Source organism: Actinokineospora terrae, assembly GCF_900111175.1.
GTDB classification, from domain to species: domain Bacteria; phylum Actinomycetota; class Actinomycetes; order Mycobacteriales; family Pseudonocardiaceae; genus Actinokineospora; species Actinokineospora terrae.
In genome coordinates this window covers 42,773-67,178 of record NZ_FOGI01000008.1, presented here as the reverse complement: position 1 = coordinate 67,178, position 24,406 = coordinate 42,773, and the positions used below count along the sequence as shown (strand labels likewise).

Annotated in this window: 21 protein-coding genes and 1 riboswitch; of the genes, 9 read left to right on the top strand and 12 right to left on the bottom strand. The window is 72.9% G+C overall.

What is annotated here, in order from left to right; genetic code table 11:
- The first annotated feature begins 3 nt into the window (after nt 1-3).
- Complete coding sequence (locus BMY07_RS19125; protein WP_092780193.1) at nt 4-1,005, top strand: beta-ketoacyl-ACP synthase 3; 1,002 nt, start codon at nt 4-6, stop codon at nt 1,003-1,005.
- A gap of 46 nt (nt 1,006-1,051) precedes the next feature.
- Here BMY07_RS19125 and BMY07_RS19120 read toward each other — a convergent pair whose 3' ends face one another.
- The 6 genes from BMY07_RS19120 to BMY07_RS19095 all read right to left on the bottom strand — a co-directional run bounded on the left by BMY07_RS19120 (nt 1,052) and on the right by BMY07_RS19095 (nt 9,454).
- Nucleotides 1,052-2,395 carry a GH1 family beta-glucosidase gene (locus BMY07_RS19120; RefSeq protein WP_092780191.1) on the bottom strand — a complete coding sequence of 448 codons (1,344 nt, stop codon included), beginning with the start codon at nt 2,393-2,395 and terminating at the stop codon, nt 1,052-1,054.
- Between the two features lie 9 nt (nt 2,396-2,404).
- A complete protein-coding gene (locus BMY07_RS19115) occupies nt 2,405-3,526 on the bottom strand; it encodes an MFS transporter (RefSeq protein ID WP_281245077.1) in 1,122 nt (373 codons plus the stop codon).
- A 113-nt stretch (nt 3,527-3,639) separates the two neighbouring features.
- On the bottom strand, nt 3,640-4,845 hold the full coding sequence (locus BMY07_RS34415; RefSeq protein WP_177215650.1) for a UDP-N-acetylglucosamine 2-epimerase: 1,206 nt from the start codon (nt 4,843-4,845) through the stop codon (nt 3,640-3,642).
- Nucleotides 4,846-5,821: 976 nt separating this feature from the next.
- A complete protein-coding gene (locus BMY07_RS19105) occupies nt 5,822-6,481 on the bottom strand; it encodes a response regulator (RefSeq protein WP_092780187.1) in 660 nt (219 codons plus the stop codon).
- Complete coding sequence (locus tag BMY07_RS19100) at nt 6,478-8,268, bottom strand: sensor histidine kinase (protein ID WP_143073549.1); 1,791 nt, start codon at nt 8,266-8,268, stop codon at nt 6,478-6,480. Before BMY07_RS19100 ends, BMY07_RS19105 begins: the two co-directional genes overlap by 4 nt.
- A 622-nt stretch (nt 8,269-8,890) precedes the next feature.
- A complete protein-coding gene (locus tag BMY07_RS19095; RefSeq protein WP_092780183.1) occupies nt 8,891-9,454 on the bottom strand; it encodes a histidine phosphatase family protein in 564 nt (187 codons plus the stop codon).
- A 225-nt stretch (nt 9,455-9,679) separates the two neighbouring features.
- On the opposite strand from BMY07_RS19095, the gene BMY07_RS19090 reads away from it, so the two are divergent.
- Together BMY07_RS19090 and BMY07_RS19085 are read left to right on the top strand one after the other, a co-directional pair.
- Nucleotides 9,680-9,892: a CbtB domain-containing protein gene (locus tag BMY07_RS19090; RefSeq protein ID WP_092780181.1), complete on the top strand. Its 213-nt coding sequence runs from the start codon at nt 9,680-9,682 to the stop codon at nt 9,890-9,892.
- Nucleotides 9,883-10,689: a CbtA family protein gene (locus BMY07_RS19085; protein ID WP_245782495.1), complete on the top strand. Its 807-nt coding sequence runs from the start codon at nt 9,883-9,885 to the stop codon at nt 10,687-10,689. Before BMY07_RS19090 ends, BMY07_RS19085 begins: the two co-directional genes overlap by 10 nt.
- A gap of 56 nt (nt 10,690-10,745) precedes the next feature.
- Here BMY07_RS19085 and lepB read toward each other — a convergent pair whose 3' ends face one another.
- Nucleotides 10,746-11,339 carry a signal peptidase I gene (lepB, locus tag BMY07_RS19080; protein ID WP_177215649.1) on the bottom strand — a complete coding sequence of 198 codons (594 nt, stop codon included), beginning with the start codon at nt 11,337-11,339 and terminating at the stop codon, nt 10,746-10,748.
- A 507-nt stretch (nt 11,340-11,846) separates the two neighbouring features.
- On the opposite strand from lepB, the gene BMY07_RS19075 reads away from it, so the two are divergent.
- Both BMY07_RS19075 and BMY07_RS19070 read left to right on the top strand, forming a co-directional pair.
- Entirely contained in the window at nt 11,847-12,461 is a 615-nt protein-coding gene (locus BMY07_RS19075; protein WP_092780177.1) for a DUF6230 family protein, read from the top strand.
- A 59-nt stretch (nt 12,462-12,520) separates the two neighbouring features.
- Nucleotides 12,521-12,913: a DUF6114 domain-containing protein gene (locus BMY07_RS19070; protein WP_218150688.1), complete on the top strand. Its 393-nt coding sequence runs from the start codon at nt 12,521-12,523 to the stop codon at nt 12,911-12,913.
- Here the strand turns inward: BMY07_RS19070 and BMY07_RS19065 are convergent.
- The 3 genes from BMY07_RS19065 to BMY07_RS19055 are packed head-to-tail and all read right to left on the bottom strand — an operon-like array spanning nt 12,910 to nt 16,898.
- Nucleotides 12,910-14,268: a cobyrinic acid a,c-diamide synthase CobB gene (locus BMY07_RS19065; protein ID WP_092780175.1), complete on the bottom strand. Its 1,359-nt coding sequence runs from the start codon at nt 14,266-14,268 to the stop codon at nt 12,910-12,912. The two genes, BMY07_RS19070 and BMY07_RS19065, sit on opposite strands and share 4 nt — an antisense overlap.
- Entirely contained in the window at nt 14,262-14,876 is a 615-nt protein-coding gene (gene cobO, locus BMY07_RS19060) for a cob(I)yrinic acid a,c-diamide adenosyltransferase (RefSeq protein ID WP_092780173.1), read from the bottom strand. Before cobO ends, BMY07_RS19065 begins: the two co-directional genes overlap by 7 nt.
- Before the next feature lie 12 nt (nt 14,877-14,888).
- Complete coding sequence (locus tag BMY07_RS19055) at nt 14,889-16,898, bottom strand: putative cobaltochelatase (protein WP_092780171.1); 2,010 nt, start codon at nt 16,896-16,898, stop codon at nt 14,889-14,891.
- 29 nt (nt 16,899-16,927) lie between these two features.
- Nucleotides 16,928-17,121, bottom strand: a riboswitch (cobalamin riboswitch).
- Nucleotides 17,122-17,217: 96 nt separating this feature from the next.
- Here BMY07_RS19055 and cbiE point away from each other — a divergent pair.
- The 4 genes from cbiE to BMY07_RS19035 are packed head-to-tail and all read left to right on the top strand — an operon-like array spanning nt 17,218 to nt 22,275.
- Entirely contained in the window at nt 17,218-18,396 is a 1,179-nt protein-coding gene (gene cbiE / locus BMY07_RS19050) for a precorrin-6y C5,15-methyltransferase (decarboxylating) subunit CbiE (RefSeq protein WP_245782494.1), read from the top strand.
- Nucleotides 18,393-19,136, top strand: a complete 744-nt coding sequence (cobM, locus tag BMY07_RS35450; protein WP_092780167.1) for a precorrin-4 C(11)-methyltransferase — start codon at nt 18,393-18,395, stop codon at nt 19,134-19,136. Before cbiE ends, cobM begins: the two co-directional genes overlap by 4 nt.
- A complete protein-coding gene (locus BMY07_RS19040) occupies nt 19,133-19,849 on the top strand; it encodes a cobalt-precorrin-6A reductase (RefSeq protein ID WP_245782493.1) in 717 nt (238 codons plus the stop codon). The genes cobM and BMY07_RS19040 overlap by 4 nt, the downstream gene beginning before the upstream one ends.
- The gene (locus tag BMY07_RS19035) at nt 19,846-22,275 is read left to right on the top strand and encodes a DEAD/DEAH box helicase (RefSeq protein WP_092780163.1); all 2,430 of its coding nucleotides are present in this window, start codon (nt 19,846-19,848) and stop codon (nt 22,273-22,275) included. The genes BMY07_RS19040 and BMY07_RS19035 overlap by 4 nt, the downstream gene beginning before the upstream one ends.
- Here the strand turns inward: BMY07_RS19035 and cobJ are convergent.
- Both cobJ and BMY07_RS19025 read right to left on the bottom strand, forming a co-directional pair.
- Nucleotides 22,265-23,782 (bottom strand): precorrin-3B C(17)-methyltransferase, encoded by a 1,518-nt coding sequence (cobJ, locus tag BMY07_RS19030; RefSeq protein ID WP_092780161.1) that lies wholly within the window; start codon nt 23,780-23,782, stop codon nt 22,265-22,267. The genes BMY07_RS19035 and cobJ overlap by 11 nt on opposite strands.
- Nucleotides 23,779-24,405, bottom strand: coding sequence for a precorrin-8X methylmutase (locus BMY07_RS19025; RefSeq protein ID WP_092780159.1), 627 nt, complete (start codon nt 24,403-24,405; stop codon nt 23,779-23,781). The genes cobJ and BMY07_RS19025 overlap by 4 nt, the downstream gene beginning before the upstream one ends.
- Between the last annotated feature and the right edge of the window lies 1 nt (nt 24,406).

Below are 24,406 nucleotides of genomic sequence, written 5' to 3'. Positions count from 1 at the left end.
AGTGTGCCGGTGACAGTCATCGGTTTGCGCCAGCGCCCGGGAGCGGTCGGTGCCCGGCTGGTCGGGCTCGGGTCGTACCGGCCGAGCACCGCCGTGGGCAGCGCGGAGATCGCCGCCCGGTTCGGTCGCACCGGCGAGTGGATCCGGGAGCGGACCGGCATCGTGTCCCGGCGCGTGGTCAGGGGCGAGGGCCTGGAGACCATGGCCGTCACCGCGGGGACGAGAGCGCTGACCCAGGCGGGCATGCACGCAGGCGAGGTCGACCTCGTGATCGTCGCGACGTGCAGCGCGGAGAGCCCCGTCCCGGTGCGCGCCGCCGCCGTCGCCAAGGCGCTCGGGTCGTCCGCCGCGGCCGCGTTCGACCTCAACGCCGCCTGCTCCGGTTTCTGCTACGCGCTGGCCGTGGCCGCCGACGCCGTGCGCGCCGGGTCCGCCAGCCGGGTGCTGGTGGTCGGCACCGAGACCATGTCCACCTGGGTCGACCCGACCGACCTGGGCACCTCGATCATCTTCGCCGACGGGGCCGGGGCCGCCGTGGTCGCCGCCGCCGACGAACCGGGCATCGGCCCGATCGTGTGGGGCAGCGACGGCGCCGAGGCCAACGCCGAGCTGATCGAGATCCCCCGCGGCGGCCGGATGCGGATGCAGGGCCAGGCGGTGTTCCGCTGGGCCACCACCGAGATCCACCCGATCGCCCGGCTCGCCTGCGAACGCGCGGGCATCACCCCGGCCGACCTCGCCGCGATCGTGCCGCACCAGGCCAACCTGCGCATCATCGAGGCCATCGCCCGCAAGCTCGACGCCCCCAACGCCGTCATCGCCAGGGACGTCGTCGAATCCGGCAACACCTCGGCCGCCTCCATCCCCATGGCCATGGAACGCCTGGCCGCCGAGGGCCAGGTCGCCCCGGGCGGGCTCGCCCTGCTGGTCGGCTTCGGCGCCGGACTGACCTACGCCGCCCAGGTGGTGCGCATGCCCGCCCTGGTACCCGCCCAGGTCGGCTAGGGGATGGAGTCCCAGCCCGGCTGGGTTTGACCTGCCCGCGCTCGGGTCAGCTGACCACCTGCTTGTACCAGTGGTAGGAGTCCTTCGGCGTGCGGCGCTGGGTCGCGTAGTCGACGTGGACGAGGCCGAAGCGTTCGCGGTAGCCGGCTGCCCACTCGAAGTTGTCGGTGGCCGACCACGCGAAGTACCCGCGCACGTCCGCGCCCGCCGCCCGTGCCTGGGCCAGGGACCGCAGGTGCTCCTCGTGGTAGGCGATGCGCCGGGGGTCGGGTACGCGGCCGTCGACCGGGTCCGGGTCGTGGTAGGAGCAGCCGCTCTCGGTGATGTAGATCGGGGGGAGCGCGTCGCCGTAGCGGGTGATGAAGGTCGCGATGGTCTCGCGCAGGCCGTCGGGGACCACGGGCCAGCCGAAGTCGGTGACGGGGTAGCCGGTGATCGGGCGGGGCGCGAACGGCAGCCCCGGCGGGAGCATCGCGCCCTCGACCTCGACCGTGTCCGATGTGGACTCACCGACGAGAGTGGGCTGGTAGTAGTTGATGCCGTAGAAGTCGAGCGGTTCCGAGATGACCTCGAGGTCTTCCACGACCGGCCCCGGCATGGCGGCGGCGAGTTCGGGCGCGGGGTAGGCGCCGCGCAGGATCGGGTCGGCGAACAGGTGGTTCACCAGCGTGTCGTAGGTCTGGGCGGCGGTCGTGTCCTGCTCCGCGGTCGATGCGGGCCAGACCGGCCCGTGGTTGTTGGCGATGCCGATGCCCGTGGCACCCGCCGCCCGCAGTGCCTGGACCGCGCGGCCGTGCCCGAGCAGCAGGTGGTGCACGACGGGGAGGGCGCCGAAGCCGAGGGATCTGCCGGGGGCGTGGTGCCCGAGCGCGTACCCGAACAGGGTGACGACCACCGGCTCGTTGAGCGGCATCCACAGCTTGACGCGGTCCTTGAGGCGCTCGGCGACCACGGCGGCGTACTCGGCGAACCGCTCGGTGGTGTCGCGGTTGAGCCAGCCGCCCGCGTCCTCGACGGTCTGCGGGGTGTCCCAGTGGAAGAGGGTGACGGCGGGGGCGATCCCCGCTTCGGCGAGCTCGTCGACCAGGCGGTCGTAGAAGTCCAGGCCGAGCGGGTTCGGCCTGCCCTCCGGCAGCACCCTGGACCAGGACACCGAGAACCGGTAGGCGCCGACGCCGAGGTCGCGCAACAGTGCGATGTCCTCGCGGTAGCGGTGGTAGTGGTCAGTGGCGATCGCACCCGTGTCGCCGTCGCGGATCTTCCCCGGCTCGGCGCAGAACGTGTCCCAGACCGACTTCGCCCGCCCGTCCTCGTCGACAGCACCCTCCACCTGGTAAGCCGCCGAGGCGACTCCCCACAGGAAGTCGGCGGGCAACCCCGGGAACGGCATGCGTCCTCCTCAGCGGACAGTCTTGATCCGGAACACCAGCACCGAGCCCGCGACGCCGACCACGGCGGCCACCATGTAGAGCACCGGGTACCCACCTAACGCAACGAGCGGTGCGGCGACCACCGGCGCGAGCACCTGCGGCAGCGTGTTCGCGACGTTGATCACCCCGAGATCCTTCCCCCGGTCGGCCGCGGTCGGCAACACCTCGGTGACCAACGCGAAGTCGACCGAGGTGTAGGCGCCGAACCCGACCCCGAGCACGACCGCGGCGGTGATCGCCCCGGTCCAGGTCGACCACACGGCCAGCAGCACCGCGGCCACGGCCATGACCAGCCCGGCCGCGCAGACGAACACCCGCCGCCTGCCGAGCCGGTCCGACAGCGCCCCGCCCGCGACGACGGTGCTGAGCAGGGCGACGGCGTAGATCGCGGTCAGCAGGAAGACGCCCGCGTCGGGATCGGCGACGCGGACCTCGTCCTTGAGGTAGTAGAGGAGGTAGAGCAGGGCGATCGCGTTGCCGAGGTTGATGAGGAACCGCGTCACCCACGCCCACCGGAAGTCCGGCGTCTTCTTGACCTTTGTGGACTGTCTACTGGGCACTTTCTCCTTGGCCAGGATCGTGAACGGGACCACCCCGAGGGCAACCGCTGCCGCGCACGCCAGGTATCCACTGAGGACTGTCCCGCCGACCAGCGCCAGCCCGGTCCCCGCCATGATCCCGACCGTCTGCGCCAGCCCGAACCACCCGCCGACCGTCCCCCTCCGGTTCTCCGGCACCTGGTCCGGGATCACCGCGCTCAACGCCGCGAACGGCGCGTTCAACGCCACCTGCACCCCCACCCACCCCGCGACCATCCCCGCCGTGCTCGTCGCCGTTCCCAGCAGCACCAGCCCGCCCGCGCCAGCCACCGCGCCACCGAGCACCCACGGCAACCTCCGGCCCGACCGATCCGACAACGCCCCCCACACCGGATTGGCCACCATCGACCCCAGCGCCCCTGCCGCGGCCACCAACGCCAGCACCGCCTCTTTCCCCGCCCCGTCAACCCCCTCCGCCTGCCTGGCCAACAGGACCTGCAACGGCCCGTACCACCCCACGAACACCGCGGCCGTGGCGAACCCGAACGCCACCAACCATCCACGCCCCACCGTCAGCCCCTTCCTCGACGGACCCCTGCGTCGCGTCCCGCCCGGCCGTTCGCGGGAACAGGAAGCTAGAGCGGCAAGCGCGTCGGGGGCAAGGGCTAGCGCGGGGTGAAGTCGGTGGGGCGGTCGCGCAGGCCCAGGAGCCACTGGATGGCCTGTTCGGCGCGGATGGCGGCGAAGCCGTCGCCGAAGGGGTTGTCGGTGGGGGAGGCGGCGAGGCGCTCCACGTGGGTGAGGACGAGCTTCTCGGTGATGCGGGCGATGACGGCGCGGTCGCCGCCCGCGGTCCACGGGTGGCCGGGGGCGGCGGGCTCGGTCCAGGTGCCGGGTTCGCCGCCGAGGAGCAGGACCGGGACGCCGAAGCTGGGGGACTGCTCGGCCGGGGTCGAGGTGTCGGTGACGACGGCGGCGGCGACCGAGAGCAGGCAGACCAGTTCCGGCTGGGGGAGCGGGTCGGTGATCGTCACCCGGACCAGGCGGCCGAGCATGTCGTAGGCGAGGTGGCGCAGGTGACCGCGCGCGATCGGCAGCACGACCTCCAGATCCGGGCACGCCAGCACCAGGTCCGCGATCCCGTGCAGCACCGGCGCCGCCGACTCCTCCGGCCACCGCGCGGCGTCGAGCACCACCAGCGCCAGCCGCACCTCCCCGGCCACCACGGCGTTCTCCACCGCCTGCACGCGCGCGTCGAGGTGCCGCACGTACCGGTCCAGCGCGTCGAACCCCGCGTCCACCGCGGTGCTCCCGACCGTGACGACCTTGGGGCCGCCGTGGCACTCCTGCGCGAGGTTGCCGGCAGCGTCAGGCGTCGCGGTCAGGTGCAACGACGCCACTTGGGCGATCAACCGGCGGTGACCCTCTTGCGGGAACGGCGCTGTTAGGTCGAACGACCGCACCCCGGCGTCCAAGTGCACCACCGGTACCTGTCTCCAGAACGCGGCCATCGCGGCGCTGAACGCGGTCGCCGAGTCCCCCTGCACCACCACCGCGGCGGGCGGGCGGTCCGCGAACGCGTGGTCGAGCCCGGTCAGCAGCTGCGCCGCGACCCGGGGCGTGCACTGCCCGTCCCGGACCAACTCGACCAGCACGTCGGTCGCCACCCCGAACCCGGACAGCACCTCCGTCGCCGCCCGCGCCCCGTCGCCGCACGCCAGCACCACCGGCCGCACCAGCTTGCGCGCCCGCATCGCCGCCGCGACCGGCGCCAACCGCACCGCGGCCGCCGCGTCCCCGGCCACCAGGCACACCTCGGGAACGCGTCCCCCCGGCGTCGGCGCGGGCAGCGGCACGAGCGTGTTCGGCACGGGGCGGCCCCTTCCGGTGTTCGGTGGACACCCCCGGCCGCGTCCCCGTCTCCTGCCTGCGGTATAGCGATCAACCCCATCGACGTTACCCCCGCTCCGCGCCCCACCCCCCAAGACACGCCGCCCCGGACGGGCGCACCCGGTGGCTCCCGATCGACCACAGTGGACCCCAGCCCCCACCCGCCCCGAACCGGCACCGGTCCAAACCCGACCACTCACGCCCCGGTGGCCCGGACCCAGTTGGCCCACTGGGCCGTGGCTCGGGCGCTCGTGCGGCACACCAAGCCTGACGCTGGTCGACGGCCCCGGCGGACAGGGTGCGGCGCACGGGGCGTGAGAGCGCGGTCCTCGCAGGGGTTCGCGAGCGCGCCCCCACGGGTCCGAGAACGTATGCCCCACAGGGTCTGGGAAGCGGCCCCCACGGGGCGTGAGAGCGAGGGCCCACAGGGGTCTGCGAGCGTGCCCCGCAGGCCTGAGAGCCTGCCCCCACAGGGTCTGCGAGCGCCGCCCCAGGGTTCGAGTGCCTGGTCCCCCAGGTCTCGGAGCGCGGTCCGCACGGACTCGGAGAGCGTGCCCCCCCCACGAGGTCCGAGAGCGTGGTCCCGCAGGTCTCGGAGCGCGGCCCGCACAGACTCCGAGAACGTGTCCCCCACGGGGTCCTAGTGCGTGGGCCCGCATGCAGCGTGGCCCCGCAGCGTCCGAGGGCACGGCCCCGAGATCGCCGCCTCGCGCGCGCACGCCAGTCCGGCCCCAGCCCCCACCCTCTCCGGGGGGCGTCCCAGGTCCCAGCCTACCGGCACCCCCCGACAGTGGATCTTGAAGCCACCTCGAACAAGATCCACATGTGGATAACTTCTGTCCCTGAACCGGGTGAATACGGCGACCCCGAAAAGCAAGGAACGCCAGGTCACGGCAGAACCGAGCCCGCAGCCGACACGCCGAGGCCGGGAGCGGATCGAAGAGGGGGTTTTGGGAGCTAGGGCTGGCGGTCCGAGGTGATTCCTCGTTGGAGGCGGGTGGCGTAGACGGCGGCTTCGGTGCGGCGGTCGAAGCCGAGTTTGTGCAGGAGGGTGGAGACGTAGTTCTTCACCGTCTTCTCGGCCAGGTAGAGGGCTCCGGCGATCTGGCGGTTGGTCATGCCCTCGGCGATCAGGTCGAGGATCTTGCGCTCCTGCGGGCTCAACGTTGCGTAGCGGGGGTCCTCGACTCGGCCTGCGCGCAGGCGGTCGAGCACCGTTGCGGTGACGCCTGCGTCGAGCAGGGAGCCGCCGTAGGCGAGGGTGCGGACGGCGGAGACCAGGTCGTCGCCGCTGACCTGTTTGAGCATGTAGCCCGCCGCGCCCGCCATGATCGCGCCGAAGAGGGCCTCGTCGTCGGAGAACGAGGTGAGCATCAGGCACGCGGGCGGCGGGTCCACCACCGAGCGGACCTCGCGGCAGACCGACACGCCCTCGCCGTCGGGCAGCCGCACGTCGAGGATGGCCACCCTCGGCCGCACGGCCGGGATCCTGGCCAGCGCCTGCGCCGCGGTCGCCGCCTCGCCGACCACCTCGATGTCCGGCTCGACCTCGAGCAGTTGCCGCAGCCCCCGCCGGACCACCTCGTGGTCGTCGAGCACGAACACGGAAATGCTCATCCACGCCCCTCCTGGCTCTCGGCGTGCCTGGCCAGCGGCACGTCCCAGTCGACCCTGGTCCCGCCCACCCCGGGCGAGTCGATCACGCAATCCCCGTCCCACCGGCGCGCGCGTTGCACCATGTTGGACAACCCGCCGCGGTGGGCGATGTTCTCGGGCAACCCGCTCCCGTCGTCCTGCACCAGCAGCCGCAGCCGCCTGGCGTGCCGGTCGACGGACACCGTGAGCGCAACGCTGCCCGCGCCCGCGTGCCGGACGACATTGGACAGCGCCTCGCGCAACGTTGCCATCAAGTCCAGCGCGACGTCCGCGGGCACCACCGAGTCCAGCGGCCCCTCCAGCCGCACGGTCGGCTCGAAGCCCAGCGTCACGGTCGCCTCGGAGATCGCCCGCAGCACCTCGCCGCGCAGGCTGTAGGGACCGCCGGTGGGCTGCTGCAGCGAGAAGATGCTGCGCCGGATCTCCCGGATGGTCTGGTCGATCTCGGCGACGAACCCGGTCAGCCGCTCCGGCGCGTCCGGCGTGCCCGGCGCCCGCTTGAGGCCCTGCAACCCGAGGCCGATCGCGAACAGCCGCTGGATCACCAGGTCGTGCAGGTCGCGGGCGATGCGGTCGCGCTCCTCGTAGAGCGCCAGCCGCTGCCGGTCCTGCTGGGCGTCGGCGAAGTCGATGGCCAGCGCGGCGTGCGTGGCGTAGTCGGTGACCATCCGCAGGTCGTCCTCGTCGAACCGGGCGCCGCCGTGCTCGCGCGCGATCATCAGCACCCCGCACGGCCTGGCCCCGGCGCTCAGCGGCACGAACACCGCGGGGCCGAGTTCGCTGATCCCGTCCGGGAGCTGCTGGAAGGTCGAGGGGGAGCGGGTCAGCGTCGCCTTGGCGACCTCGGTGAGCACCCTGGACCGCCCGGTGACGTAGACGTCGCCGGTGATGCTGTCCAATGTGGACACGCACTCGCCGGTCAGCTCGTCGGCGAGCACCCCGTCCACCGCGCTCATCCGCAGGTGCTCCGGCCCGGCGGGCACCGCGACGAAGGCCAGCACCGCGCCCGCGGTCTCCCTGGCCCGCTCGGCCAGCAGGTCCATCCCGGCCGACTCGCACAGGCTGGTCCGCAGCACCGCGGTCACCTCGGTGGTGGCCTGCAGCCAGCGCTCGCGGCGGTGGCTGCGGTCGAAGTGGCGGGCGTTCTCCACCGCCATCCCGGCCGCGGCGGCCAGCGCGACGACCACGTCCTCGTCCTCCTGGGTGAACGCCAGGCCGTCGACCTTCTCGGTGAGGTATAGGTTGCCGAACACCTCGCCGCGCACCCGGATCGGCACCCCGAGGAACGAGGTCATCGGCGGGTGGTTGGCCGGGAACCCGGCCGCCTCCGGGTGCTGCGCCAGGTCGGCCACGCGCAGCGGCTCCGGGTGCTTGATCACCAGCCCGAGCACCCCCTTGCCGACCGGCAGCGTCCCGATCTCCGCCTCGGTCCGCCCGGTCATCCCGGTGTGGGTGAACTCCACCAGGTGGCCGTCCTGCCCCAACACCCCGAGCGCGCCGTACCTGGCCCCAGCCAACTCGCAGCCCGCGGTCACGATCCGCCGCAGCACGTCTGGCAGCGACAGGTCGCTGGCCACCGACAGCACCGCGTCCAGCAGGTGCCGCATCCGCTCCTGCGACACCTCCGCCGCCGCGGCCCGGTCGACCAGCCCCCGGAACAGGTTGTCCCGGTGCGCCGCGGTCACCACGGCGGCCGCCTTCGCACCCGGCGCAGGCGGGATGGACCTGGTGGCACCGTTGCCGGACACCGGACCGCGAGGCGCGCCGGCACCACGTGATGCGTCGGCGGGTGTCGCGGAGGTCGGCGTTGCGGTGTTGGATGCCGGATTGCCGGACGCGGCGCCGTTGTGCGGCGAGCCGGTAGTGGCGTCGTTGGACGGCCGCAGTTCGGGCGTGGTCGTGTTCGGGCCGTCTGAGGGGCCCGTGCCAGCCTGCACCACGGCGTCACCGCTCTCTCCGCGCGCCCGTCCCGGTCGTGTGCGCCTGATCACGAGCCCGGTGGCGCCCGCGCGGCGGCGCGCCGGGGAAATCCTCGGGTGTGATCGGTGCGTTGAGCGTCCACGAGATAGCCGCACCGCGCAAGGGCGTCGCGTCGATGCCCCCGAATTGACCAGTGATGTTGCCGCCTCTCGGGTGCTCGACACGGTTGGTGACCTTATGGCCGCGATCACCTTCGGTAGCGCGGTCGCGACCCGAGGTGCGGTCAGCGCGCCCGTGGGGGACGGAGCGGGGCCACGGACGGCGCAGCCGGTGGTGTCGCTGGGTCACCGCCGATACGCGGGACTGATGGCCTGTTCGGCCCAAATGGCGCAGGCGATTCACGCCGATGCCTTTTCCCACAATGGCCGGGCGCATTGCGGGAAAGGCGACTCAGCCGGTGCCGGGGACAATCCAGCGCAGTGTCCAGCGACCGGGTCCGCCACGCAGCGTGGTGCGCGACAACGGCGCGATGTCGACCCGCCAGAACGCGGCGGGACCGGCCCCGAGCGCGTGCCCGATCGCGGCCCGGATGACCGCCGGGTGGGTCACCGCGACGGTGCGGGCGAGCTCCAGCGACCGGTCGTCGAGCCAGCCGCCGACCCGCCGGGCGAGGTCGGCGACCGACTCGCCGCCGTGCGGGGCCGACTCGGGATCGGTGAGCCAGCGCGCCATGCCCGCCGGGTCGGCCACGGCGACCTCGTCGAGGGTGCGGCCGCTCCAGTCGCCGTGGTCGAGGTCGCGCAGCCGCTCGTCCGGTTCGGCATCGATGCCGAGCACCGCGGCGGTTTGCGCGCACCGCAGCGACGGCCCGCACAGGGCCGCGTCGACCCGCCCGAACCCGGGCCCGGGGTCCTCGACGGCGGTGCGCAGCAACGGTTCGTCGAGCGGGAACCCCGCCCGCCGCGTCGCCTCCGTCGCACCGTGGCTGACCAGCACGACCCGCAGCGATGACATATCCCACCCACCAGAACCCCGAGACGGCCGACGACCGCGTTGACACCGCCTCTTGCGCTGACCTACGTTGCCGAATCGACCATGATGGTAGAAGGAAGCCGGTGCGACTCCGGCACGGCCGCGCCACTGTGACCGGGACCAGCCCCCAGGCCGGACCCGCAGTCAGACCCTTCGCCGTCGACCGTTCCACCCACTGGGCCGCGTGAAGCCCCGAGGAGGTTCGCCATGGCGGTAGCCGCTGCCATCCCCACCGCTCTGCCCGTCCCCGCCATCCCGGTGCGGCAGATCCTGCCGTACGCCGTGTTCGCCGGGATCATCTCGCTGATCGCCCTCTACTTCGTCGGCGCCGAGCAGGGCGCCCTCGCGGTCTTCGAGGGGACCGCGGTCCACGAGCTGGTCCACGACGCGCGGCACCTGCTGGGCTTCCCGTGCCACTGACCGAGACCGACGCACCACCGGCGTCCGCCACCCTGACCGTCCGCTCCCTGCTGGTCTGGGGCCTGCTCGCGGGTCTGATCGGCGGGCTGCTGGCGTTCGGGTTCGCCTCCGCGTTCGGCGAGCCCTCGGTGGACGCCGCCATCGCCATCGAGGAAGCCGGGGCGGGCCACTCGCACGGTGACGACCACGCGACCCAGGGCGAGCACGGCCACGGCGCGGAACCGGCGGAGGAAGAGGTCGTCTCGCGCGCCTTCCAGTCCACCGGTGGCCTCGGCATCGGCGCCGTCGCCTACGGCCTCGGCCTCGGTGGGCTGTTCAGCCTGGCCTTCGCGTTCGCCTACGGCCGGGTCGGCTCGCTGAGCCCGCGGGCCACCTCGCTCGCGGTGGCCGGTCTCGGCTACCTGGCGGTCGTGCTGGTGCCGTTCCTGACCTACCCGGCCAACCCGCCCGCCGTCGGCAACCCGGACACCATCGGCGACCGCACCGGGCTGTACTTCGGGATGATCGCCATCTCGCTGGCGCTGCTGGTGGCCGCGGTGGCCACCGCGCGGGCGCTGGCGCCGAGGCTGGGCGGCTGGTGGTCCACTGTGGTCGGTGGCGTCGGCTACGCGGTCGTGGTGACCGTGATCGCCAAGCTGCTGCCGTCCTTCCAGGAGGTGCCGGACGGGTTCCCCGGCTGGTTGCTGTGGGAGTTCCGGATCGCCTCCCTCGGCACCTCCGCGGTGCTGTGGGCGGGCATCGGCATCACCTTCGCCGCACTGCTGCAGCGCGGGCTCACCCGAACCCGCGTGGCGTAGAACAGACCCGACTCCGGCCCCGCTCTCCACTGTGGAGGGTGGGGCCGGAGTCGTTTTCACACCGGTCGCAACTCCGGCTTGGTGTCCACTGGGGCCGGTGGCCAGAGGTGCAGCCAGAGCCGGGCCTTGATCCGGTCGGCAGGCGCCCACCCGTACTCGCGGGAGTCCTCGGACACCGCCGGGTTGTCCCCGATGACCCAGTACTGTCCGGTTGGGACGGTCACCTCCGCGTCGACCCCGCCGCGTCCGCTCGTCTCGCAGCACTCCCGCGGCGGACGGCCCCACGGGTCATCCGCGCCGGTCACGACCTCCAGCCACGGGCCGGTGCCGCCCGGCCGCACGAGAACCCGCCCGCCGGTCATCCGCACGTGATCACCCGGCACCCCGATGACCCGCTTGACCACCGGCGCGTCGCGGCCCGGCGGAGACAGCACCACGACGTCGAGCCGTCCGGGGGAGTAGTCGCCGCTGAACGGGTTGGTCAAGACCTGCTCGCCATCGGCCAGTGTCGGCGCCATGCTGCGGCCGTCGACCCGCATCGACAGGGCGTACCCCAGCCCGGCTACCGCGGCGGCCAGCACGACCACGACGCAGAGCGTGACCGCCACCGCCCTCGCCCAGCGCGGCCGGACTTTGGCGTCCTCGGGCACGCGGCTCTCCTGTCGTCCGGCCCGGCCGCTGGTTCGGCCGGTCGGCGGTAACGAAACCCCGCCGGGCGGCCCAGGTGAACACCCGGATACTGCGATGTTGCGTAACTGTTACCTGTGGTCAAAGGTAACTCTGGGTGCCCGTAGAAGGCGAAAGCGACTCATCTCCGTGCGGTGTCGACCACGCTCGGTGTCGATTCGGAGTCAGATTGCGGGTGGTCGCTAACGTGCGTCACGTTACCTGTTACCCGCCGTTACACAACGCGCCCGGAGCGGCCCCGGAGCGGCTCGGACGGGTGCTTGTGGGCTGGCGCACACCCGGGCACCATCTGCCCACCCACGCAACACGGCGTACCCGATCCCCGGCCGCGGCACGGCGCGCGGCAGCCCCCACCTGGGCGTTCGCTCACGACGAACGCGGGTGGCGGATGCCCGGCCGCGGTCGGCCTGCGCCGGGGGCGGTCGGCGCACACGGCGCTCGGCCGGACGACCTAGGGAGGCTCGCGTCCTATGACAGAGGAAGACACGACCGCCAAGCGGGGCCGGACCCGGTGGGGCCGCACGGCCCTGGTCGGCGTCCCCGCTCTCGGTGCCATCGCCGCGATCACCGCCGCGATGGCCCAGGGGCTGCTCGCCGCCTCGTTCGCGGTGTCGGGGGTGCCGATCACGCTGACGTCGCAGAGCGTGGCGGGCGACGGGTTCGCGGGCACCGTCTACAACGCGGGCAACCAGGGTGTGGCCTACGCCGGGTTCAGCTCGGCGCAGCTCAGCGGCCTGTGCGCGGGCGCGATCCCGACCGTGCCGATCGTCGGCCAGGTGACCTTCAAGATCACCGCGGGCGACACCGACCCGGCGACCAAGGAGCTGCAGGCGTCCAACCTGCTGCTCGACGCCAAGAACCTCAGCGGCAACGGCGTGTTCACCGGCCTCGACCTCGGCGTGGCCGGCAACGCGCTGAGCAAGGGCCCGGCGGAGGTCCGCAAGGGCGCGGGCGACTTCGGCCTCCAGGCCGACACCGCGACCATCGGCAACCTGCGCGCCGACGCCCTCTCGGCGCAGATCGCGGGCAGCTTCAAGCTCGACAACCTGTCCCTCAGCATCGTCCCCGGCGCCGCGGGCTGCTGATCCCCCTCGGCCCGGCGGCGCGCCCCGCCGCCGGGCCACCACTTCTCCAGGAGGCCATCGTGGTCGGCAGGCTCTGGCGCTCGTTCACCGGTTGGCGGCGCACCCGCCCGTTCTGGGGCGGCCTGTTCGTCCTGCTGGGCGCCGTCCCGATCTTCGTGCTGCCGCTCGCGCCGATCAAGGTTCTGGTGGCCAGCGGCATCGCGGGCGTGTCCGGGCTGCTGCTCGGCTCGATCATGGCGGTGCTGGCGCTGAGCCTGTGGTTCAGCCCGCCGACCAGGGTCATCGCCGGGCTGATCGCGGTGCTGGTCTCGGTCGCCGCCTTCCCGCTGACCAACCTCGGCGGCTTCTTCCTCGGCTCCCTCCTCGGCATCCTCGGCGGCGCCATGGCCGCCTCCTGGGCACCCCGCAAGCCCAAGAAGACACCCGAGCCCGTGGACGCCGTCGCCGCCTAGGTCGCCGCCCGGACGAACCTGGTGATCGAGTCCGGGGTGCCCGCGGGGTGGGTGTGCAGGTACGAGGCGTGCAGGGTGGGGGTGGTGAAGCCCTCGCCGTGCGGGGTGCCCTCGTGGTCGCGCCAGGTCCAGGCGGGACGGGTGGCGTGGGCGGGGGTGAGGCGAGTGCGGTGGAACTCGTGGCCGGTGACCCGGGCGCCCTCCTGGTGCAGGACCGAGGGCGCGGTGGCGACGGCGTCGCGGTAGCCGAGCAGCAGGCGCGGCGTCATGGTGGCTTCGGCGTCGAGCACACCGCACATGGCGTGGCCGTCGAGGTGCTTGGCCAGGTACAGCAGGCCGCCGCACTCCGCGTGGACCGGTTTGCCGGAGCGGGCGAACGCGGCGACGTCGTGGCGCAGGAGTTCGTTGGCGGACAACGCCTCCGCGTGCGCCTCGGGGAAACCGCCGGGGAGCACCAGGGCGGCGGCGCGCTCGGGGAGGCGTTCGTCGCGCAGCGGGTCGACCACGACGACATCGGCCCCGGCGGCGCGGAGCAGCTCGGTGTGCTCGGCGTAGCCGAAGGTGAACGCGGGCCCGCCCGCCACGGCCACCACCGGCCGGGTCGACACGGCCGCGACCTCGTCGGACGGCGACCACGCAGGACCGTCGAGCGGACTGGCCGTCCGCGCGAGCCGCACCACCGCCTCGATGTCCACAGAGGACTCGATGAGCGCGGCCATCGCCGCCACCGCGCGCACCGCGGGCGACCCGTGCTCCGCGGCGGGCACCAGCCCCAGGTGCCGGGACGGCACGTCGACCTCGGCCGCGCGCCGGACCGACCCGACCACCGGCAGCCCGACCTCGCCGCACGCCTCGCGCAGCACCTGCTCGTGCCGGTCCGACCCGACCTGGTTGAGCACCACCCCGGCGATGCGCACACCGGGCCGGAACGACCGGAACCCGTGCAGCAGCGCGGCCAGGCTCGTGCTCTGCCCGCGCGCGTCGACCACCAGCAGCACCGGGGCCGCGAGCAACCCGGCGACGTGCGCGGTCGACCCGAGCCCGCCTTCCTCGACGTGGTGCCCCACCCGGCCGTCGAACAGCCCCATGACGCCCTCGACGACCGCGATGTCCGCGCCCGCCGAGCCGTGCCGGAACAGGGGGCCGATCCGGTGGGTGCCGACCAGCACCGGGTCGAGGTTGCGGCCGGGTCGACCCGCGGCGAGCGTGTGGTAGCCGGGATCGATGTAGTCGGGGCCGACCTTGAACGGCGCCACGGTGTGCCCACGCCCGCGCAGCGCCGCCATCAGCCCGGTCGCCACCGTGGTCTTGCCGCTCCCGGACCCGGGAGCGGCGATGACGACGCGGGCTACCACTCGATGCCCTTCTGGCCCTTGTGGCCCGCGTCCATCGGGTGCTTGACCTTCGTCATGTGCGTGACCAGATCGGCCGCGTCCACAAGGGACCGCGGCGCGTCCCGACCGGTGATGACGACGTGCTGGTGCCCCGGCCGCTGGGCCAGGGTCGCCACGACCTCGTCGGTGTCGATCCAGCCCCACTTGAGCGGGTAGGTGAACTCGTCGAGCACGTACAGGTCGTGCTGCTCGGCGGCCAGCCTCCGGCTGATCTCCGCCCACCCCTCGCGCGCGGCCTCGGCGTGGTCCTCCTCGGATCCAGCCTTGCGCGACCACGACCACCCGGCGCCCATCTTGTGCCACTGCACTGGACCACCCTCACCGGTCTGCTCGTGCACCTTCCCCAGCGCCAGGAACGCGGACTCCTCACCGACCCGCCACTTGGCCGACTTCACGAACTGGAACACCCCGATCGACCAGCCCTGGTTCCAGCCCCGCAACGCGAGCCCGAACGCCGCCGTCGACTTGCCCTTCATCTCTCCCGTGTGGACGACGACGAGCGGGCGGTTGCGGCGCTGCCGGGTGGTGAGCCCGTCCCGGGGGACGACGGCCGGTTTTCCCTGTGGCATGGCGGTTCCCCCTCAGGCCGCGCGGGCGGCGCGAACGACACCCGCGACGGCGTCAGCGGACAGTTCTTCCAAGCGAAGACCAGTGGCGCCAAGCGCGGTGGTCAGCTTCGTGGCAAGACCAAGGCGCACAGGGCCGGTCTCGCAGTCGACCACCACACTGGCCACACCGTCAGCGGCGATCGCGGAAGCGGCCCGCAAGGCGTCGGTGACGGCATCGTGGGACGAACGGCCGTTGCGGGTCACCGCCACGGTCGCGCGGCCATCGGTGACGACCACCAGCAGGGCTCGCCTGCGCGGGTCACGCATCCGTTCGACCTCAAGGGTCTTGCGGGCGCGCAGAAGGCCATCCGCCAAGGGAGTGCGCCCGCCGGTCCGCAGGTCGCGCAGTCGAGCGACCGCCGCCTCGACCGAGGAAGTGGGCGGCAGGGCCAACTCGGCGTCGCCACCACGGAAGGTGATCAGCCCGACCTTGTCCCGCCGCTGGTAGGCGTCGCGCAGCAGCGAGATCACCGCGCCGGTCACCGCGGACATCCGCTTGCGCGCGGCCATCGACCCCGAAGCGTCCACAGCGAACAGCACGAGGTTGGACTCACGCCCCTCCCGTACCGCCCGGCGCACATCACCGGACCGCACAACCAATCCCGGGCCACTACGACCCCGGGTCTGCTGGAACGGCGCGGCAGCGGTGAGCGTGCCGACCAGGTGGATGCCGGTGCCCTGGTTCTGGGCCGCGCGCAACGCCCGGCCCCCACCGGCGCGTGACCGGGAACGCCTGCCCGGCGCGCCCTCGCCGACGCCGTCGATCTGCAGCACCCGCGCCCGGAACGCCTCGTCCGGACGGGCGGCCGCCTGCGAGCGGTCACCACCCTGCGGCGCCTCGGTGTCCTGTTTGCCCGGTGACTCGCCACTGCCCTGATCCGGCTCAGGCCCGGACTCGGGCTCCGGCGAACCGCCGCCGGGGCCACCATCCGGCGTGTCATCGGGGTCGCGGTCGGCTTCCTCGGCCGCGTCGCGCAACGCCTGCGACAGCTGCTCCTGGTCCAGGCCAGGCTCGTCGAACGGGTCACGGCGACGGCGGTGCGGCAACGCGAGCCGGGCGGCCACCTCGACGTCGATCTCCTCGACCTCGAGGGCACCCCGCCACGCGGCGTGCGCCACGGAGGCGCGGGCCACCACCAGGTCCGCCCGCATACCGTCCACATCGAACGCGGCGCACACGGCGGCGACCCGGCGCAGCTCGGAGTCGGGCAGCACGACCTCCGGCAACGCCTTGCGGGCGGCCACGATCCGGGTCGCCAGCTCGGCGTCCGAAGTGGACCACGTCGCCGCGAAGCCAGCCGGGTCCGCCTCGTAGGCCAGCCTGCGCCGGATGACCTCGGTGCGCGTGTCCACGTCCCGCGCCGCCCGCACCTCGACGGTCAGCCCGAACCGGTCCAGCAGCTGCGGCCGCAGCTCGCCCTCCTCCGGGTTCATCGTCCCGACCAGCAGGAACGCTGACGCGTGCGACACCGACACGCCCTCGCGCTCCACGTGCGCCCGCCCCATCGCCGCCGCGTCGAGCAGCAGGTCGACCAGGTGGTCGTGCAGCAGGTTGACCTCGTCGACGTAGAGCACGCCCCGGTGTGCCGCCGCCAGCAACCCCGGCTGGTACGCCCGGACACCCTCGGTGAGCGCGCGCTCAAGGTCGAGCGAGCCGATCACCCGGTCCTCGGTCGCGCCGACCGGGAGCTCCACCAGCCGCGCGGGCCGGGTGTCGGACTCGGGGGCGGTGTGCGGGCCGTCCGGGCAGGCCGGGTCGGGTGCGGCGGGGGCGCAGGAGAACCGGCAGCCCGCGACCACCTCGGCGTCGGGCAGCAGTGCGGCCAGCGCGCGCACCACGGTCGACTTCGCGGTGCCCTTCTCGCCGCGCACCAGCACCCCGCCGATCCCGGGGTGCACCGCGTTGAGCAGCAGGGACAACCGCAGGTCGGCGTGGCCGACGACCGCGGCGAACGGGTAGCCGGGCAGGGCTGGACGGGACACGTCGTTCCTCACTCCGGGTCCGCGCCCGGATCGATGGGGCAGCGGGGCCGAGTGTCCTGGCTCCCGGATCGCGGCACCGCCCCGGCCTTCCCGGGCTGCCCCGGTGGCACGCGAGGGGACGGCACTCCCCGGTCACAGTGGCGGGACCGCACCGGATTCGCACCGGCTTCCTCGCTCACCCTGCTGGTTCTTCTCTTCAGTTGGCTCCATCGCATCGTCGCAGACCGCGTGGCCGGTGGCCAAGGCACGTGGTGGGGATCTCGGGTCGGTTAGGGTCTTGGCCGGTGTCCGACAGGCAGGGGTGAGTGGGATCGAACCGGTGACCGTGATCGGGATCGGGGCGGACGGCGTGGCCGGGCTGTCCCCGGCCGCGCGCGCCGAACTGGACCGCGCCGAGGTCGTGCTCGGGTCGTCCCGCCAGCTCGACCTGCTGCCCGACGAGGTCACCGCCGAACGGGTCGGCTGGCCGTCGCCGATGGTGCCCGCCATCCCCGGGCTGCTTGACCGCTACCGCGACCGCGTGCTGTGCGTGCTGGCCAGCGGCGACCCGATGTTCCACGGCATCGGTACCACGCTGAGCCGGTTCACCGACGTCCGCGTCGTGCCGCACCCGTCGTCGCTGTCGTTGGCGTGCGCCAGGCTCGGTTGGGCGGTGCAAGAGGTGGCGGTGGTCAGCGCGGTCGCTCGGCCGCTGGCGCGGTTGCACGCCGTGCTGCACCCGGGACGGCGCGTGCTCGTGCTCAGCTCGGACGGGTCGACCCCGGCCGCCGTGGTGGCGCTGCTGCGGGATCGCGGGTTCGGCGCGAGCGCGGTCACTGTGCTGGAGGAACTGGGCGGACCGGGTGAACGGATCGGCGCGGACGTCGACGGGGTGTCGCCGTTGAACGTGGTCGCGATCGAGTGCGCGGCCGAGCCAGGCGCGCGCCGGTTGCCGCGGGTGCCGGGGCTGCCCGATGACGTGTACGAGCACGACGGGCAGATCACCAAGCGCGAGGTCCGGGCGGTGACGGTGTCGTCGCTGGCGCCGGAGCCGGGGCAGTTGCTGTGGGACGTGGGCGCCGGGTCGGGCAGCGTGGGCATCGAGTGGGCACGGACCCACCCCGCGTGCCGGGTGATCGCGGTGGAGCCCAGGGACGACCGGGCTGACCGGGTGGTCCGCAACGCCTCGGCGCTCGGCGTGCCCGGTCTGGTGCTGGTCCGCGGCGCGGCGCCGGAGGCGTTGGCCGGGCTTGAGGCGCCGGACGCGGTGTTCGTCGGCGGCGGGGTGACGGCCGAGGGTGTGCTGCCCGCGTGCTGGGCAGCGCTGCGGCCGGGCGGGCGGATGGTGGTGAACGCGGTGACGCTGGAGTCCGAGGTGCTGGTCGCCCGGTGGCACGCGGAGGTCGGGGGCACGCTGACCCGGCTGTCGGTGGGTCGCGCGGCGCCGGTGGGCGGGTTCACCGGGTGGCGGCAGGCGATGCCGGTGACGCAGCTTGTGGCGATCAAGGAGCTCGCATGACCGTGCACTTCATCGGCGCAGGCCCCGGGGCCGCCGACCTGATCACCGTGCGCGGGCGGGACATCATCGCCGCCTCGCCGGTCTGCCTGTACGCCGGTGCGCTGGTGCCCGCCGAGCTGCTGGCCGTGTGCCCGCCTGGGGCGCGCAAGGTCGACACGGCCGAGCTGACCCTGGACGAGATCATCGCGGAACTGGTCGCCGCGCATGCCGCTGGTCACGACGTCGCACGGCTGCATTCCGGTGATCCGTCGGTGTTCAGCGCGATGGCCGAGCAGATGCGCCGCCTCGATGCGGCCGGTGTCCCGTATGACGTGACGCCCGGGGTGCCCGCGTTCGCGGCGGCGGCCGCGTCGTTGCGGCAGGAGCTGACGGTGCCCGCGTTGGGGCAAACCGTTGTGCTGACTCGGACCTCGGCGCGGGCGACACCGATGCCCGCCGGCGAGGACCTGGGGACGTTGGGGCAGTCGGGCGCCACGATGGTGCTGCACCTGGCTGTCCAGCGGATCGACGAGGTCGTCGCCGAGCTGATTCCCAACTACGGCGCGGAATGCCCGGTCGCGGTGGTGGCCTATGCCTCTCGGGCGGACGAGGTGGTGCTTCGGGGGACGCTGGCCGACATCGCGGGCAAGGTGCACGACGCGGGCATCAAGCGCACCGCGGTGATCATCGTCGGCCGTGTGCTCGCCCCGGGCGGGTTCTGCGAGAGCCACCTGTACTCGGCGGAGCGGGACCGCTCGTGAAGGTCCTGGTCCTGGGCGGCACGGGCGAGGCCCGGGCGCTGGCGGTCGCGTTGGACGAGAGCCAGGACCACACGGTTGTGTCCTCTTTGGCCGGCCGGGTTCGTGACCCGCGGTTGCCGGTGGGGGAGGTGCGGGTCGGCGGGTTCGGTGGGCCGGACAAACTGGCCGAGTGGCTTGTCGCGCACCAGGTCGACGCCGTCGTGGACGCCACGCACCCGTTCGCCGAGCGCATCAGTGCCTCAGCTGCCCGGGCTGCTGAGCTGACCGGGGTGCCGTTGCTCATGTTGCGTCGGCCGGGGTGGCCGTCGCGTCCGGGGTGGCACTGGGTCGGGTCTTTGGACGAGGCACGTGTCGTGGCGGAGGGGCTGGGGGAGCGGGTCTTCCTGACCACGGGTCGGCAGGGGCTCGCGGCGTTCGCCGGGTCGTCGGCGTGGTTCCTGGTGCGGTGCGTGGATCCGCCCGAGCCGCCGGTACCCGCGCGGTCGGAGGTGGTGCTCGATCGCGGTCCGTACACAGTGGAGGGCGAACTCGCGGTGCTCCGCGAGCACCGGATCGATGTGCTGGTCACCAAGGACAGCGGTGGGCCGCTGACCGTGGCCAAACTGGACGCCGCTGACGAGGTGGGGATTCCGGTGGTGGTCGTGCGGAGACCGGCGCCGCCCGCGGTCCCGGTGGTGTCGGCGGTCGAGCAGGTCATGGCCTGGCTGCGGTGATCCAGGGCCTCCACCGCTGCGCGGCCACCGTCGAGTCGGCCGAGGTGGTCGCCTTCCACGGTGACGCGCTGCCGGACGGGGACGAACTGGGTGAGCTGGTGCTGGCCGGTCGCCGGGTCGCCGTGGTGCGGGTGCCGATCGCCGAGGCGGTGCCGGTTCTGGCCAGGGCCAGGCGGGATCCGCGGTGTGATCGCACGGCGGCGTTCTGGGGCGCGGTCGTGGTGGTCGCGTTGCGGCAGGTCGCGCGCGGTTCGTTGAGCCAGGAAGACCGGGACCGCCTCGCTGAGCTGGCCGGGCGGATGCCGGACGGGGCGCATGTCACGGATGCGGAACCGCTCGCCGTGGTGCGGATGTTCGTCGAGGCGATCGCCGGTCCGCCACCGGAGGACGTGCTGCGCCTGCCTGGCGGGGTGCGGCTCTCGCTGCGGCTCGACCCGGACGGCACCTGCGTTCCCCAGGTCCACTCCGGGGGAGTCGTGGTGGACGCGGGCGAGGTCGCCGAACGTGGCGATGAGGCGGCGAAGTCGGCGCTTTCCGATGCGCTGCACCGGGTTGTCCGCCGGTGGCCGCCGTTGGGGAGGCTGCTCGCGCAGGACGTGCCGGATCGGCTCGCGCTGACCGAGGCCGAGGTGGGGGACCTGTTGGTCAGTGCGACCCGGCTCGGGGTGGACGTGCACTGGCCGCGGCACATGGTCGCCACCCTGACCCGGCGCGTGGTCGTCGGGCGCATCGAGTCCGCGCACGGAGTGGTCACCGCTGACTGGGAGCTCGTCCTCGACGGGACCGCGCTGAGCAGGTCCGAAGTGGAGCGACTCGCGGCGACCCACGCCCAGGCGGTGCGACTGCGCGACCGGTGGGTGCTGCTGGACTCCGCTGTCACCCCGCGTGCCATCAGGCCGTTCACCGTCGCGGAGGCGCTGGCGGCGTCGATCACCGGCACCGCCGAGGTCGATGGCCGCGCGGTGCCGGTGGTCGCGACCGGGTGGCTGGAGGCGTTGCGCGCCAAGATCGAGGAACCTGACGACGACGTGGTCGAGCCACCGGATGGGCTGACCGGTGTGCTGCGCGACTACCAACTGCTGGGGCTGCGGTGGCTGGCGCGGATGACCCGGCTCGGGCTGGGTGCCTGCCTGGCCGACGACATGGGACTGGGCAAGACGATCACGGTGATCGCGCTGCACCTGCACCGGTCCACTGTGGAACCGACGCTGGTGGTCTGCCCGGCCTCACTGCTGGGGAACTGGGCGCGTGAGGTGGCTCGGTTCGCGCCGAGCGTGCCGGTCACGCGGTACCACGGGGCGAACCGGGTCCTCGCCGACCAGGGGATCGTGCTGACCACCTACGCCGTGCTCCGCCGGGACGCGGCGCGGTTGGCGGGGCAGCCGTGGGGGCTGGTCGTCGCGGATGAGGCGCAGCACGCGAAGAACCCGGACTCCGCTACCGCCAAGGCTTTGCGCACGATCCCCGGAGCGGCTCGGGTCGCGTTGACGGGCACCCCGGTGGAGAACAGCTTGACGGACCTGTGGGCGCTGCTCGACTGGACGACACCGGGGCTGCTCGGGACCCGCGCGTCGTTCCGGACCAAGTGGGCCGATCCGGTGGGGGTCGATCCTAGGGTGGCCGAGACGTTCGCCCGCCTCATCCGGCCGTTCCTGTTGCGGCGCCGCAAGTCCGACCCGGGGATCGTGCCGGAACTGCCGCCGAAGACCGAGACCGACCACCCCGTGCCGTTGACCCGCGAGCAGGCAGGTCTTTACACCGCCGCCGTTCGGGAGGCGATGGTGGAGATCCGGGGCGCGGAGGGGATGGCGCGGCGCGGGCACGTGTTGCGGCTGTTGACGTCGTTGAAGCAGATCTGCAACCACCCGGCGCAGTACTTGCGGGACCGTGAAGGGCGGCTGACGGGGCGGTCGGGGAAGCTCGCCTTGCTGGACGAGTTGGTGGACACGATCCTCGCCGAGGACTCCGCGGTGCTGGTGTTCACCCAGTACGTGACGATGGCCCGCCTGCTGGAACGGCACCTCCTGGAACGGCAGGTGTCCTGTGGGCTCCTGCACGGTGGAACCCCGGTGCCGCAACGAGAACGGCTCGTCGAGGAGTTCACCGCGGGCAAGTTCGGCGTGTTCCTGCTGTCCCTGAAAGCCGCCGGAACCGGTCTCAACCTCACCCGCGCCGACCACGTCCTGCACTACGACCGCTGGTGGAACCCCGCAGTCGAGGACCAGGCCACCGACCGCGCCTACCGGATCGGCCAATCCCGACCCGTCCAGGTCCACCGCCTCATCGCCGAGGGCACCGTCGAGGACCGCATCGCCGACCTGCTCCGCACCAAACGCCACCTGGCCGACTCGATCCTCACCGGCACCAACCACTTCACCGAACTCGACGACGACGAACTCGCCGCGCTGGTCGAACTCACCCGGTGACGGCGGGGTAGTGGCGCGGGGTGAAGACGACGTGGGTGCCATCGGATTTCCGGAGGTGGCGGGTTTGGGAGGAGCCGATCAGGAGCAGGCAGCGCATGTCCACTGTGGTCGGATCCAGATCGGCGAGGCGGACGACCCGGATCGACTCCTCCGGGCCGCCGACGTCGCGGCCGATGACCACGGGGGTGTCTGGGGAGCGGTGGGTGAGGAGCAGGTCGCGGGCCTCGGTGAGTTGCCAGGTGCGGGTCTTGGACGCCGGGTTGTAGATGGCGATGACGAGGTCGGCCTGGGCCACGGCGGTGAGGCGGGTGGTGATGACCTGCCACGGTTTGAGCCGGTCGGACAGGGAGATCACGCAGAAGTCGTGGCCCAGGGGCGCGCCCACGCGGCTGGCGACGGCCTGGGCGGCGGTCAGGCCGGGCAGGACGCGCACCGGGACGTCCTGCCACTGGGGGTCGGTGGCGACCTCCAGCACGGCGGCGGCCATGGCGAAGACGCCCGGGTCGCCCGACGACACGACCACGACCCGGCGGCCGCGCTTGGCCAGGTCCAACGCGAACGCCGCGCGCTCGGCCTCCACCTGGTTGTCCGAGGCATGCCGCTGCTGGCGCGGGTTGACCGGGACACGGTCCAGATAGGTCTTATAGCCGACGAGATCATCGGCCAGCGACAAGGCTTCCTGCACCTCCGGCGTCAACCACGGCCGACCGGCGGGACCAGTGCCCACCACGACAACCTCGCCCGGCACCGGAGCCGCCTCGACCGCGGGCCGCGCCGAGCTCACACCGTCGTTGACCGGGCTTGGCAGCAGCGCCAACGAGAAGTACGGCACGCTCAACGGGTCCACTTCGGACAGTGGGAGGCTGCGGCCCGTGGACCACGTCGCCCGTTCCACGTACAGCGCCCGATCCAGCTTCCCGGCCTGCTCGAACGCGTCCCGCACCTTGCCGAACGTGCGCCCCAGCTTCAGCACCGCCGCCGAATCGGTCCGCGCCAAGTGCTCCGCCAACGCCTCCCCAGGCAAGGTGCCCGGTAGGACCGTCAGAACCTCTTCGCCCTCCACCAGCGGACGACCCAAGACCGCCGCGGCAGCACTAACGGACGTGATGCCCGGAACCACCTCGGTCGGATACCGGTCACTCAGCCGCTTGTGCATGTGCATGTAAGAGCCGTAGAACAGCGGATCGCCCTCGGCTAGGACAACCACGTCCCGACCGGCGTCCAGGTGCGCGGCCAACCTCGCGGCCGCGTGCTCGTAGAACTCGGCCATCGCACCCGCGTAACCACCGGGGTGGTCCGTTGTCTCTGTCGTCAGCGGGTAGACCAACTGCTCCTCGATCTGCCCCTCACGCAAGTACGGCTCAGCCACCCCACGCGCGATAGACCTACCGTGGCGAGCGCTGTGGTACGCGATCACATCGGCAGCGCCAATCAGACGAGCGGCCTTGACGGTGACAAGATCGGGGTCGCCGGGACCGAGCCCGACGCCATAGAGGGTGCCAGTCACTCTGCCTCACTCGCGATCGCGTTGACAGCGGCAACGGCCATGGCGCTACCGCCGCGCCGACCACGAACCACCAGGTACGGGATACCGCCGCCGTGCGCGGCAAGAGCGTCCTTCGACTCCGCGGCGCCGATGAACCCAACAGGCAGCCCTAGGATCGCGGCCGGACGGCCCGCGCCCGCGCCGATCATGTCGAGCAGGTGGAACAGTGCGGTCGGCGCGTTGCCGATGGCCACCACCGACCCCGCCAACCGGTCCCGCCACAGCTCCAGCGCCGCCGCGCTGCGCGTGTTGCCCAACTCCGCGGCCCGTTCGGGCACCCCGGGCTCGGTCAACGTGCAGACGATCTCGTTGTCGGCGGGCAGGCGCTTGCGGGTGATCCCGGAGGCGACCATGTGCGCGTCACACAGCACCGGCGCGCCCGCCAGCAGCGCGGCACGAGCGGAGGCGACGACGTCGGGGGAGTAGGCGACGTCGTCGACCAGGTCGACCATGCCGCAGGCGTGGATCATGCGGACCACGACGCGCGCCACATCCTCGGGCAGCCCGGCCAGGTTGGCCTCACTGCGGATGGTCGCGAACGAGCGGCGGTAGATCTCCGCGCCGTCCCTGATGTAGTCCGTCACC

Coding starts and splice junctions, on each gene's coding strand:
- BMY07_RS19095 (WP_092780183.1), bottom strand. CDS start 9,454: ATGTCATCGCTGCGGGTCGTGCTGGTCAGCCACGGTGCGACGGAGGCG.
- BMY07_RS19075 (WP_092780177.1), top strand. CDS start 11,847: ATGACAGAGGAAGACACGACCGCCAAGCGGGGCCGGACCCGGTGGGGC.
- BMY07_RS19120 (WP_092780191.1), bottom strand. CDS start 2,395: ATGCCGTTCCCGGGGTTGCCCGCCGACTTCCTGTGGGGAGTCGCCTCG.
- cobO (WP_092780173.1), bottom strand. CDS start 14,876: ATGCCACAGGGAAAACCGGCCGTCGTCCCCCGGGACGGGCTCACCACC.
- cobM (WP_092780167.1), top strand. CDS start 18,393: ATGACCGTGCACTTCATCGGCGCAGGCCCCGGGGCCGCCGACCTGATC.
- BMY07_RS19090 (WP_092780181.1), top strand. CDS start 9,680: ATGGCGGTAGCCGCTGCCATCCCCACCGCTCTGCCCGTCCCCGCCATC.
- BMY07_RS19105 (WP_092780187.1), bottom strand. CDS start 6,481: ATGAGCATTTCCGTGTTCGTGCTCGACGACCACGAGGTGGTCCGGCGG.